General features: G+C 64.5%; 13 protein-coding genes and 1 tRNA gene. 7 read left to right on the top strand and 7 right to left on the bottom strand.

Annotated elements, in window-relative coordinates:
* The coding region (locus tag LJE61_RS04045) for a S16 family serine protease (RefSeq protein WP_296910553.1) at positions 1 to 1,038 on the top strand (1,038 nt) is incomplete at its 5' end.
* A gap of 4 nt (positions 1,039 to 1,042) precedes the next feature.
* Here the strand turns inward: LJE61_RS04045 and rfbD are convergent.
* From rfbD to LJE61_RS04015, 6 genes are all read right to left on the bottom strand, one after another.
* Entirely contained in the window at positions 1,043 to 1,954 is a 912-nt protein-coding gene (rfbD, locus tag LJE61_RS04040; protein WP_296917513.1) for a dTDP-4-dehydrorhamnose reductase, read from the bottom strand.
* Complete coding sequence (rfbC, locus tag LJE61_RS04035; RefSeq protein ID WP_296910548.1) at positions 1,951 to 2,517, bottom strand: dTDP-4-dehydrorhamnose 3,5-epimerase; 567 nt, start codon at positions 2,515 to 2,517, stop codon at positions 1,951 to 1,953. The genes rfbD and rfbC overlap by 4 nt, the downstream gene beginning before the upstream one ends.
* Positions 2,514 to 3,395, bottom strand: a complete 882-nt coding sequence (gene rfbA, locus LJE61_RS04030; protein ID WP_296910545.1) for a glucose-1-phosphate thymidylyltransferase RfbA — start codon at positions 3,393 to 3,395, stop codon at positions 2,514 to 2,516. Before rfbA ends, rfbC begins: the two co-directional genes overlap by 4 nt.
* Before the next feature lie 14 nt (positions 3,396 to 3,409).
* The gene (rfbB, locus tag LJE61_RS04025; protein ID WP_296910543.1) at positions 3,410 to 4,471 is read right to left on the bottom strand and encodes a dTDP-glucose 4,6-dehydratase; all 1,062 of its coding nucleotides are present in this window, start codon (positions 4,469 to 4,471) and stop codon (positions 3,410 to 3,412) included.
* A gap of 21 nt (positions 4,472 to 4,492) precedes the next feature.
* Entirely contained in the window at positions 4,493 to 4,999 is a 507-nt protein-coding gene (gene ssb / locus LJE61_RS04020; RefSeq protein WP_296910541.1) for a single-stranded DNA-binding protein, read from the bottom strand.
* Between the two features lie 224 nt (positions 5,000 to 5,223).
* Complete coding sequence (locus tag LJE61_RS04015) at positions 5,224 to 6,615, bottom strand: MFS transporter (protein ID WP_296910560.1); 1,392 nt, start codon at positions 6,613 to 6,615, stop codon at positions 5,224 to 5,226.
* Between the two features lie 133 nt (positions 6,616 to 6,748).
* Here LJE61_RS04015 and LJE61_RS04010 point away from each other — a divergent pair.
* The 3 genes from LJE61_RS04010 to LJE61_RS04000 all read left to right on the top strand — a co-directional run bounded on the left by LJE61_RS04010 (position 6,749) and on the right by LJE61_RS04000 (position 8,983).
* Positions 6,749 to 6,824: transfer RNA gene (locus tag LJE61_RS04010), tRNA-Thr, on the top strand.
* A gap of 236 nt (positions 6,825 to 7,060) precedes the next feature.
* Entirely contained in the window at positions 7,061 to 8,197 is a 1,137-nt protein-coding gene (locus LJE61_RS04005; RefSeq protein WP_296910539.1) for a hypothetical protein, read from the top strand.
* Between the two features lie 111 nt (positions 8,198 to 8,308).
* The gene (locus LJE61_RS04000; protein ID WP_296910536.1) at positions 8,309 to 8,983 is read left to right on the top strand and encodes a hypothetical protein; all 675 of its coding nucleotides are present in this window, start codon (positions 8,309 to 8,311) and stop codon (positions 8,981 to 8,983) included.
* Between the two features lie 18 nt (positions 8,984 to 9,001).
* Here the strand turns inward: LJE61_RS04000 and LJE61_RS03995 are convergent, their stop codons facing one another.
* Entirely contained in the window at positions 9,002 to 9,523 is a 522-nt protein-coding gene (locus tag LJE61_RS03995) for a hypothetical protein (protein ID WP_296910534.1), read from the bottom strand.
* Positions 9,524 to 9,779: 256 nt separating this feature from the next.
* On the opposite strand from LJE61_RS03995, the gene LJE61_RS03990 reads away from it, so the two are divergent.
* The 3 genes from LJE61_RS03990 to LJE61_RS03980 all read left to right on the top strand — a co-directional run bounded on the left by LJE61_RS03990 (position 9,780) and on the right by LJE61_RS03980 (position 12,009).
* Positions 9,780 to 11,231 carry a TrkH family potassium uptake protein gene (locus LJE61_RS03990; RefSeq protein ID WP_296910532.1) on the top strand — a complete coding sequence of 484 codons (1,452 nt, stop codon included), beginning with the start codon at positions 9,780 to 9,782 and terminating at the stop codon, positions 11,229 to 11,231.
* Positions 11,232 to 11,286: 55 nt separating this feature from the next.
* Positions 11,287 to 11,610: a tetratricopeptide repeat protein gene (locus LJE61_RS03985; protein WP_296910530.1), complete on the top strand. Its 324-nt coding sequence runs from the start codon at positions 11,287 to 11,289 to the stop codon at positions 11,608 to 11,610.
* Between the two features lie 147 nt (positions 11,611 to 11,757).
* A complete protein-coding gene (locus LJE61_RS03980; RefSeq protein WP_296910528.1) occupies positions 11,758 to 12,009 on the top strand; it encodes an FmdB family zinc ribbon protein in 252 nt (83 codons plus the stop codon).
* Positions 12,010 to 12,232: the final 223 nt, after the last annotated feature.

The following is a 12,232-nucleotide window of genomic DNA, read 5'->3' as shown; positions in this document are numbered from 1 at the left end:
GTCCTCGACCCCGAGCAGAATACCGGCTTTCTCGACCATTATCTCGACCTGCGCTTCGATCTTTCGAAGGTGCTCTTCGTCTGCACGGCGAACCAGCTCGACACCATCCCGGGTCCTCTGCTCGACCGCATGGAGGTCATCCAGCTCTCCGGATATATCGCCGAGGAGAAGCTGCAGATCGCTAAGAGGTATCTGCTTCCTCGCCAAATCGAGCGGGCCGGCCTGAGCAAAGGTGCGATCAGACTCGATACCAAGACCATGCGGGCGCTCATCGACGGCTATGCGCGGGATGCCGGCGTCCGGCGACTGGAAAAGCAGCTCGGGAAGATCGTCAGGAAAGTCGCCGTTCGCATGCTGGAAGGCGAAGGGACCCCCATCGGGATCACCGAGGCCGACCTCAGAGACTATCTTGGGAGTCCGGTCTTCCGTGACGAGCGCAAGCTCTCCGGTCCCGGGGTGGTGACCGGTCTGGCCTGGACCGCGATGGGGGGGGCGACCCTTTCGATCGAGGCGGCCCGCACGCATAGTTTCTCGCGTGGGTTCAAGCTGACCGGGCAGCTCGGCGACGTGATGAAGGAGTCGGCCGAGATCGCCTATGGCTATCTGGTCAGTCATGCGGTCGAGCTCGGGGCCGATCCCGCCTTCTTCGAGAACGCGTTCGTTCATGTCCACGTCCCGGCCGGTGCAACCCCAAAGGACGGCCCATCCGCCGGGGTGACCATCACCTCGGCGCTGCTTTCGCTGGCGCTGAACGCGCCCGTTCGCCGGATCGCCATGACGGGCGAGATCACACTGACGGGAGAGGTCTTCCCGGTCGGCGGCATCCGCGAAAAGCTGATTGCGGCGCGGCGCGCCCGGATCCGGGAGATCATCCTACCCGAGGACAATCGGGGCGACTTCGATGAGGTGCCGGAGCACGTCCGCACGGGGCTGACGGTGCACTTCGCATCCCGCTACGCCGACCTTCTGCCGTGGCTCTTCAATCCGAGAAAGGCCCCAGGTGGCGCCTCGCGGCGCCGGGCGGGCGCAACGCCCTAGGCGCCTACTTCAGCTCCTCGAGACACTGAGCCAACGAGAGGCGCCAGTCCGGCATCGCAAGCCCGAAGGTCTCCCGAAAACGGCTGTTGTCCAACACCGTGTACAGCGGGCGGCGCGTTGGCGCGGGGTATTCCGAGGTCGGGATCGGGATCAGGTTCGCCTCAAACCCGGTTGCCTCCAAAATCGCGCTTGCAAAGCCATACCAGCTGACCTGGCCTGAGCCGGTGAGATGATAGAGACCGCCGACCCGCTCCAGGTCGAGCTCGCCACGGAGGACCCGGTAGAGGACCAGCGCGGTCGCCTCTGCGAGCATGCGGCTCCAGGTGGGCGAGCCGATCTGGTCATCGACGACGCGCAGCTCATCGCGCTCTTTGAACAGGCGCAGCATGGTCAGCAGGAAATTGGCGCCTCGTGCGCCATACACCCAACTGGTCCGGAAGATCAGTGCCGGTGCACCTGAGCGAACAAGCGCTTGCTCGCCCCCGAGCTTGGTTTGACCATAGACGTTGAGCGGACCCGTGGGGTCGTCCTCCCGGTAGGGACGATCGAGTGTCCCGTCAAAGACGAAATCGGTGGAATAGTGGATGATTGGAGTCGCCCGGTCGGCGAGCAAGGCGCCAAGCTCGCCGACGGCATCGGCGTTGATGCGCTGGGCGGCCTTCTTGTCCGTCTCTGCCTTATCCACAGCCGTATAGGCTGCGGCGTTCACGACCGCATCAGGATCGGCATCCTGAACCAGTGTCGCCAAGGATCCCGGGGCCAAGAGGTCGATCGCTGGACCATACTCGCCTTCGAGCGAGGCCGCGACGACGTCGCCGACCACGGCGAGTGTGCGCCGCAGCTCCCAGCCGACCTGGCCATTGGCACCGATCAACAGGATACGAGGCCGATCAGTGAGCGCGAGCTTGCTGGTCATGTGTAATCCTCGTGGCCAGGGAGCCGCTCGGGCGGTATGTCGTTCAAACATGCCGCCGCCGCGTCTTTCGGGGAGAGCTCAGGCGCGCCTTCGAGCGGCCAGTCGATCCCAATGTCCGGATCATCCCAGCGCAGGCTGAATTCCGTATCTGGGCTGTAGTAGTCTGTTGTCTTATAGGTGAAGAGAGCGGACTCGCCGGTCACCAGAAACCCGTGCGCGAAACCCGGCGGGATCCAGAGCTGATGTCGGTTCTCTCCCGACAGGATTGCACCCACCCAGCGCCCGAAGGTCGGAGAGCCGAGGCGGATGTCCACCGCCACATCGAAGACCTCCCCGGTCAGGACCTGCACCAGCTTCCCCTGGGCGCGCGGGTGCTGTACATGCAGCCCGCGCAGGACCCCTTTGCGAGAGAGCGACAGATTGTCCTGCACCATCGGCATCGAGATCCCGAGATCGGCATAGCGGTCAGCGCGATAGGTCTCCAAGAAAAACCCCCGCTCGTCGCCCCATACCTTGGGCTCGAGGATGAGGACACCCGGAATGGCCGTCTCCGAAACCTTCACAGGGAGCCCCGCCGCAACAGGCTGAGCAGATAATCACCATAGCCGCTCTTCTTCAGCTCCTCGCCCATGGCCCGGAGCTGGTCGTCGTCGATCCATCCGTTGAAGTAGGCCACCTCTTCCGGGCAGCAGATCTTGAGCCCTTGGCGACGTTCGATGGTCTCGATGAACTGTCCGGCCTGCATCAGTGACTCGTGAGTACCCGTGTCGAGCCAGGCGGTTCCGCGACCGATGCGGCTCACGGAGAGCTCGCCTCGCTCGAGATAACGCAGATTGAGATCCGTGATCTCCAGCTCACCGCGAGACGACGGGCGCAGCCCCTCGGCCAGCTCACATGCCTTCCGGTCGTAAAAATAAATCCCAGTCACCGCCCAGTTGGACTTAGGCAGACGTGGCTTCTCCTCAAGGCTCAGCACGCTTCCCGCTGCGTCGATCTCGGCTACGCCATAGCGCCCGGGATCCGAGACATAGTAGCCGAAGACGGTCGCACCGCTTTCCCGCGCACCCGCCGCCTTCAGTTGATCGACCAGGCCGTGGCCGTAGAAGATGTTGTCTCCCAGAATCAAGCAAGAGGGGGAGTCACCCAGAAACCCCTTGCCGATCAGGAAGGCTTGCGCCAGCCCCCCGGGGTACGGCTGCTCGGCGTAATCTAATGCGATTCCCCATTGGGATCCATCTCCAAGCAATGACCGAAACATGGGCAGGTCATGCGGAGTGGAGATGATCAGGATCTCGCGAATCCCCGCCAACATCAGTGTCGAGAGCGGGTAGTAGATCATCGGCTTGTCGTAGACCGGCAACAGCTGCTTGCTGAGGGCCCGAGTCAAAGGATAGAGCCGGGTGCCGGAGCCTCCGGCGAGGATGATGCCTTTCCGATCCATATGAGTAGCCTTTTTCAGGGTCCGGCGGCGCCGAGACGCTCACCGAGGTAGCTTCCGTCGGTCACCCGGCGACACCAGGCGGGGTTGTCAAGATACCAGCCGATCGTCCGCCGTAACCCCGACTCGAAGGTCTCCTCCGGTGCCCAGCCCAGCTCGCGCTTGAGCTTGCCGGCATCGATGGCGTAGCGGCGATCGTGCCCGGGACGATCGGCGACAAAGGTCCGGAGGCCGGCGTGGGGACGATGGGGCGATTCCGGTAGTCGCTCGTCCAGGATCGCGCACAGGGTATCCACGACCTCGAGGTTGGTCTTCTCGCTGTCGCCGCCGACGTTATAGACCTCACCCGGTGTTCCCGCTTCGAGCACGCGCAGGATCGCCCTGCAGTGGTCGATCACGAACAACCAGTCGCGCACATTCCCGCCATCGCCGTAGATCGGTAGCGGTTCGCCGCGCAGGGCCTTCAGGATCATCAGCGGGATCAATTTCTCGGGAAACTGATATGGGCCGTAATTATTCGAGCAATTGGTGGTGAGGACAGGCAAGCCGTAGGTGTGAAACCATGCCCGGACCAGATGATCGGAAGCGGCCTTGGAAGCCGAATAGGGTGAGTTGGGGGCATAAGGGGTCGACTCGGTGAATCGTCCGGTCGGCCCTAACGAGCCGTAGACCTCGTCCGTGGAGACGTGCAGAAAGCGGAATGCATCCCTGGCCGCGCCGCTGCGCCTGGCCCAATGCGCACGGGCGCAGTCCAGAAGATTGAAGGTCCCGACGACATTGGTCTGAACGAATTGGGCCGGACCGTCGATCGAGCGGTCCACATGACTCTCCGCCGCGAAGTTCACCACCGCATCGACGTCATACTCGTCCAATAGGCGACTCACCAGTCCCCGATCTGCGATATCACCCTGCACGAACACGTGGCGAGGGTCGCCCTTGAGTCCGGCCAGGGTATCCAGATTGCCGGCATAGGTCAGGAGATCCAGGTTGACGACACGCGCGTCGGTGGAATCGAGGATGAAATGGACGAAGTTACCGCCGATAAAACCGGCGCCGCCGGTGACGAGGAGTGTGGACACGCGCAGCTTGCTCCCGGCTATTCAGAAAGGGATGTCGTCATCGAAATCGGCGGTGCCGTGACCGCCGCTTCCACCGGAGGTCGCCGGCGCAGGCGTTGGTCCTCGAGACGACCCGCCGCCATAGGCTTGTCCGGAAGGCGCTTCGTCAAAGGGGACCGAGGAGCCACTGCCGCCGCCGGAACGGCCATCGAGCATCTGCATCGTGCCGTTCATGTCCACCACCACCTCGGTGGTGTAGCGATCCTGTCCATCCTGGCCTTGCCACTTACGGGTGCGCAACTTTCCTTCGACGTAGATCTTGGAGCCTTTGTGCAGATACTGCTTGACGATCTCCGCAAGCTTCCCAAAGAACACCACCTGGTGCCACTCGGTGCGCTCCTGCATCTCGCCCGTGCTGCGGTCCTTCCAAGCCTCGCTGGTCGCGACCCGGACATTCGCGACCGCATCCCCGCTCGGCATGTAGCGAACGTCCGGATCGGCGCCCAGGTTGCCGATCAGAATCACCTTGTTGACGCCGCGCGTCGCCATCTCTTCCTCCTGCCCAGCGCCTGACGGTGGGCCTCATCGTCATGATTCGGATAACCGCCGCCGCGATGGTCGCAGCGACGTGCTCGAGTGCCGAGACGCCAAGGATGGCAGTCGGGCGCCCCGGAGGCCGGATGGAGCGTCAGCAGAAACCAGGCTGCCGCAGATGCGTCTGACCGATCCTACGCCGCGAGCCAGCCCCGGATTCCGCTGACGCGTCATCCAGGCTACGCCGAAACCGCAGTGAATTCCTGCAATTTTGCCCAATCCAATCTGCGACTGTCCACCTTCAGATAGGCGACGCCCTCATCGAGCGCGACCACCGCGTCCTCGACGCCCGGTATGGCGAGCAGACGCGCCTCCAGACCGTCACCCGGGCCAGCTGGAAGCGCGTCGAGCGACAGGACGTGCGCGGTCAGATTCGCGGGCATCGCCATGCCCGCGGCGAGGCCGACCCACACCAACGCGGTCGCAGCGCCGACCAGGTAGACTGCGTCCGCACCGAAGCTCTGGTGCGCCATGCCCCCAAGCAGCCCACCCAGAAACGCACCAACGAACTGGGAGCTCGAGAAGACCCCCATGGCCGTTCCTTTGGCCCCGGGACGCGCGGCCTTCGAGACCAGGGACGGCAGAATGGCCTCCATCAGGTTGAAGGCCGTGAACATCACGAGCAACAGCAGCCCCAGGACCCAGACCGACTGGTTGAAGCGATAGAAGCCCAACATCGCCGAGCCCATGGCGATGACCGAGCCGAGCAAGACGCTCTTTACCTTGCCCCCACGCTCGGCGAGGATGATGAAGGGGACCATGGCGACGATGGCGAGCAGCACCACGGGCAGATAAAGCAGCCAGTGGTCCTCGGCCGCCAGTCCTGCCGACTCGATGGAGAGCGGCAGCACCACGAAGAGGCTGACCATGGTGAGGTGCAGAAGAAAGATGCCGAGGTCGAGTCGCAGCAACGTTCGGTTGGTGAGCACGCCGGCAAACTGGTCCATCACCGGCTGCGCCTCTCGGTGCACACTCGAGCGCACGGGTTCAGGCACGACATAGGTCAGTACCAGGATCCCCGCGACCGCCAGGACCGCAGTTAACCAGAAGATCCCGGATATCCCGACCCAGCGCGCCAACGGCGGCCCGATGACGAGCGCGGCCGCAAACGACAAGGCGACGCTGATGCCGATGGCGGCCATGGCCCGGGTCCGCACGACATCCCGAGTGAGATCGGCGGTCAGGGCAATGGTCGCCGCCGCGATGGCGCCGCTGCCCTGGATCACCCGCCCCAGGATCACGAGCTCGATCCGATCGGCCAAGGCCGCGACGATACTCCCGATCGCAAACAGCACAAGTCCGGCATAGATGACGGGCTTACGCCCGACGCGATCCGACAGCAGACCCAAAGGGATCTGGAAGAGCGCCTGGGTCAGGCCATAGGCGCCGATCGCCAGCCCGACCAGGATGGGCGTCGCGCCCTCTAACTCATGGGCGTACAGAGCGAAGACCGGCAGGACCATGAAGAGACCCAGCATTCGCGTTGAGAAGATCGCGGCCAGACCGGCGGCGGCGCGCGCTTCCACGCGGGTAAAGGCGACCAGGGATCGTTCGGCAGGGTTCACGGCCATCGGCTTCATGCGTCAATACGGCTCAATTTTGCAGTATAACAGCTCGAAATGCCGCCTCGCAGACACGGACAGAAACCGCATCAGCTCCCGGTTGAGGCCGGCGGTTTCTCCACCTATACTTAAGAGCTTGGTTGCCGGTGTAGCTCAGTCGGTAGAGCAACGCATTCGTAATGCGTAGGTCCGCGGTTCGAATCCGCGCACCGGCTCCAACTCAACGACGCGCATGGATCAGCGGCAGGCGCCCTGCCAACCTTTGCATTCGGTTCAACGGCACCGCGCCGGGGCGCACGATCCGTTCCCGTAGGCCTGGCGCATGGGGTCGCGGGCCCTGAATCGCGCCATCCCCGCTAGGATCCTGACCTAAGGTATGGCACGCTTGGCGGGACCTGGGACGGTCGGCGTCCGCCGGGTATCCACGGATTGATCTCGAGGACTGGGTGTGAAGATGCGTTTCATCGTTAGTGTCTGCTGTCTCGCGACCCTCGGCGGCATGATGGCCGGTTGCGCCGGTGCGCCGAGCGCCTCCGGCTCGGACATGCGGCCGGGCAGCTGGTCGGTTGGGGATCGCCCGCAGATGGCGTTCCCCGGGGCCACCCGTTCCGAGGTCAAGGCACTCGCCATGGGGGCGGCACGGAGCCGGTCCTGGACCATCGTGGAGTCGACCGAAGACCGTTTGGTTGTTCAACGATCACTCGATTCGGGCTCATCGGCGGCGCGTGACCTCGCGGCATCCGGGATCGCACCCGGCTCGCCGGTTGAGGTCACCTCCTACTTCCTGAGCGATCGGGGTGGCGTCAAGGTTGCCCTGGACGCGGCGGTCGTCTCGCAGGCCGCGCGCGCCGGAAGGCCGATGCGCACCGACGTGACCGAGACCTTTCGCGCTTCGCTGAACGAGTCCCTCCGGTCGCTCCACGACTCATGGTCTCAGAACCGCGCCCGGCTCGCACAGGCCGCACCGCCGCTCGGCGGCGGCGCACTGGCCGAGCGCGACAGCGAGGCACAGAGTCAGGACTCCTTCGCCCGAGGCGATGCAGCGAGCGACGTCAGCCAACGTCACCCAGCGGGTTGGACCAACGAGGCCGCCGCGGCAGTGATCGAGCCCGACCAGGCACCAGCCCCAAGCGCGCCAGAGCCTCCAGCACCTCGGTCTGCGCCGGGACCCGTTGAGCAGCCGGTCCCCACCCGCGTCGCCGATACCCGACTGCGGCCGCCTGCGCCTGAGCCCAGGCGCAGCGGGGTCACGCCGGCCCCAGTCGTCGACGCCAGCCCCGTCTTGAGCGGCCTGCCGACTGTAGCAACGGTGCAACCGATGGTGATCCCGGAACCGGCTCCGGAGCCGCCCGCCGCGCCCCTGCCACTGCCCAGCAGCGAGAACATGGTGGCGCTGTACCCGGCGTCGGAGTCGGTGCGCTGGGCGTACTATGCAGAGCAGTATGCGCGTCTGCGCGGCTGCAACGTGGCGTCCCAGGGCTCGATCCTCATCGATTCGCGAAGCGACGGAGAGATCCACAAGGTGCCCTGCAAGGGCACGGACGCAGTCCTCGTCCAGTGTGACAATGGTGAATGTCGGGGTCTGCTGTGACCGGGGTCAACGGTCGCGCTCGGCCTGACCACGCCGTTTGTGCCAGATGACGGCGGGATCGGAGCGAGGACCCGCTCATCCGCCACCCGGCGGAGAGGCGCCGGATCGCGAATGAGGCGTGGCGGTGCCGGGCGGAAGCTCGCGACCCTGGTCACCGGGGTCTTCCTCGTGAAGCTCAGCCTCGCCGCCCCGATAACCGGACCGAGCGCGCTCTTGTTCTATGCCACCGTCGATGAAGCCCGACGCTTCGCCGTCGACTCGGCATCCGAGCGTGGATGGGCCGTGCTTGCGGCGGCGGAGGTGGCGGAATTCGAGCAAGTCCTCGAGGAGGGCGATCCGCGACGACTGATCCGCGTCTCAGCGTGGTTCACGGAAGAACCCGCCGGCGTGAGGGTGCTTCTGCGCGGCCGCGAGGTCGAGGTCTCGGCGACCGGAGAGGAGTTGAGCACGGACGTCACCGAGCGCTACCGCGAGAACCTGACGAACGCGTTGGCCTCACTCCGAAGCAACTGGGATCGCCAGCACCGCCGGGATCCGGGCGAGCCGGAGGAAGCGACCCTCGTGGGGTCCGTCGGCTCAGTCGGCGATCCGACTCAAAGGGGCCCGATCGGTGTCTGGGCCTATTATGCGGAGCGCTACGCGGAGAGTCGCGCTTGTGCGCTGACGCCGACGGGGGCCGTGCTCGAGGCATCCGGCGCGGATTGGGAGCGCCATCGCGTCGACTGCCTCGATGGGCGATCGCTGCGCATCCACTGCCACCATGGCGACTGTACGGCGCGGCGTTGAGCTCGCCCCCGACCGCAATCAGGACGCGGCGCCGGCGATGGCCCGGATCCTCATCTGCGGCCCGATGACCTGCTGCGACTGGGGAAGGGTGAGAGGTGGACCAAGGCGGCAATCAAAGTACGGGGCGATACAACGCAGCGATCGCACGTTTGACCCGGGGTCGCTCCGCAGCCGCCACACGGACTCCTGGAACAGGGTGTCGGAGCAGCCGAACCCCGCCATCAGGGCGGGAACGCGCGTGATCGGATCTTTGAGCAGGGTGTAACGACTAGACACGACCCGGAAATTCCCGGAGCTGCTCATCTGGCCCGCATCGGAGACCGTGGCGATCTCCAACTCGCAAAAGGGCTCCAGCAGACTAACTCCGGCAACCTGTCGGCCGCCCCGAAAGCTGGCATGGGCGGATCCTGGCGGGATCCTGATGGGCTCGGGGATCTCGACCTCGAAGCCCGCTACGCGCGGCTGGCCAGGCGCGTGAGTGCATCCGGCCACGCCGAGGGCCAGGCAAAGCAGCAGGCCGCGGGTTGGTGCTGCAATCACGGCCCGCGGATGCCGGGGCCGTCTAGCCGGGTCGGTCGGCGGGAAAGCCGACGTTGGCTCAACGGGATGGCGGATCATCGTCGTTGGCGGAGCGGCTGTCAGAGCCGGAAAGGAGTAGACCGGCGACGGCGAGGCCGAGCAGCAGCAGCAGGGAAATTGCAACAAGGGATACGGCTAGATTCATCGTCTGGTGTCGTTCATTCGGGATGCTGATCCCGGCGGCTATCGATTGCTTGACGATCCGTCCGGGTGCGAGATGAAGCTATTCGCAGTCCAGAAGATCCTCGGACTCCTGCTGACGATCTTCAGCTTTTCGATGCTCCCGCCGGTCGTGGTCGGGCTGATCTACCAAGACGACGAGGTCTGGCCGTTTCTCGCCGCATTCCTGCTCATCCTCGGCATCGGCCTGGTGACCTTCCTTCCCGTCATGCGGGTCCGGCAGGAGCTGCGGATCAGGGACGGGTTCATGGTCGTCGTCCTATTTTGGACCGGCCTCGGCCTGGCCGGTTCTTTACCCTTCCTGCTCGCCGAGGAGCCCAACCTCTCGGTAACGGATGCAATCTTCGAGTCCATGTCCGGACTCACCACCACCGGCGCGACAGTGATCGTCGGACTCGATTACCTGCCCAAGGCGATTCTCTTCTACCGCCAACAGCTCCAGTGGCTAGGCGGCATGGGCATCATCGTACTTGCGGTCGCGGTCCTCCCGATGCTCGGGATCGGCGGAATGCAGCTCTACCGCGCCGAGATGCCAGGGCCGATGAAGGATACCAAGCTTACACCCCGGATCACCGAGACGGCAAAGGCGCTCTGGTACATCTACGCCTGGATCACGGTCGCCTGTGCGCTCGCCTATTGGGCCGCCGGCATGAGCCTGTTCGATGCGGTGGGCCACGCCTTTTCCACCGTCGCCATCGGTGGCTTCTCGACCCACGACGCCAGTATGGGTTATTTCGATGGCACCTTGATCGAAATGATCGCCGTCGTCTTCATGCTCATGGCAGCCATGAGCTTCGCGCTTCATTTCGTCGCGTTTCGACGACAGGATCTAGGCGTCTATTGGCGCGACAGCGAGCTGCGTTTCTTCCTCCTCATCATGGCCGCTGTGACCGCCATGACGACGCTTGCCCTGTTCTATAGCGACACCTACATCACCTGGGACGATGCGTTCACGAATGGGCTGTTTCAGGCGGTATCGATCGGGACCACGGCCGGCTTCACGACCGCGGAATTCTATTTCTGGCCACCTTTCATCGAGATCCTGTTGTTGTTTGCCAGTTTTGTCGGCGCCTGCGCTGGCTCGACCGGCGGCGGGATCAAGGTCATCCGCTTCCTGCTCCTGATCAAGCAAGGCATCCGCGAGATCGAGCGGCTGATTCACCCCAACGCACAGATACCCGTTCGCATCGGCGGAAAGAGCGTCAACCACCGCGTGGTCGACGCCGTATGGGGATTTTTCTCCCTCTATGTCGCGAGCTTTGTGGCGATGTACCTGTTGCTTGCGGCCACCGGGCTCGACCTCCTGACCTCGTTTTCCGCGGTCGCGGCATGCATCAACAATCTCGGCCCGGGACTGGCCCAAGTCGGCCCCCACTATGCACACCTTTACGATCCTGCGAAATGGATCCTCTGCGTGGCAATGCTCCTCGGGCGGCTCGAGATCTTCACGCTCCTGGTCCTCCTCACACCGGCATTCTGGCAACGCTGACGCGGGGTGGAGGTCGCAGGCACACCACCCTCCATCCAACCACGGATCAAGCGCAATGGGCATCATCGATAACCTGCAGGCCATGTTGAAACGCGGTCAAGACTCCGCCCTCTTGCGCTATAGCCTCGGCGCGGAGCAACTCAAGGCCGGCGATCACCGACAGGCACTGGTCCACCTCGCCGAGGCCGTGCGTCTCGACCCCGGCTACTCGGCCGCCTGGAAACTCTTCGGCAAGGCGCTCTCGGCGGCCGGACGACATGCCGAGGCGATGAAGGCCTTCGAGAACGGCATCGCGGTCGCGGAGGCGAAGGGCGACATCCAGGCCGCGAAGGAGATGCAGGTCTTCCGCAACCGTGCGCGGCGGGCCATGGAGGATTGAGACCGTCACCCATGCCGGCATCTGCATCAGCCACCAACCAGTTGACAGATCAACGAGGCACGGCAACGCCGGTGGGGCTTGCCTGAAAGCGCACCAGGCCTATAATGCTGTCCATAAGCATTCATCGATATTCTTCGGAGAACGACGATGCCGACCTATGATTACCGCTGCGATACGAACGACCGCGTAGTCGAAGTGAATCACCGCATGAGCGAAAACCTCACGAGCTGGGGGGAGCTTTGCGAGCGAGCCGGCCTCGAGCCCGGCGACACCCCGCCGAGCGCGCCGGTTCACCGACTTGCGACCGGCGGGAACCTGGTCTCGAGCCTCGGCAGCGGGGCCGCCCCGGCTTGCTCGACCGGAGCCTGCTGCCCGGGGGGGATCTGCGGTTTGAGCTAGTAGTCTGTCAATCGAGGATTGACGGACTACTAGGGCCTGTTGACAATCAACGTTCGCGGTCTGACGGCGGCCCTGTTCCGCGCTGACGGGTTTGGGGGCTCCCGAAGGGCGAGGCCAGAAGCGGCCTCGACGGCGGGTGGCCGGGTTGCCTGCCCGGTTCCTGACACAGGTTGCCCGGGACTGCAGCCTAGCAACAGCCGGACCTCGATCACCTCCCCCTTGC

The organism is Thiocapsa sp., assembly GCF_022340925.1.
GTDB lineage: Bacteria > Pseudomonadota > Gammaproteobacteria > Chromatiales > Chromatiaceae > Thiocapsa.
The sequence above is the reverse complement of the archived record's forward strand: the minus strand, read 5'-3'. Positions and strand labels throughout refer to the sequence as shown.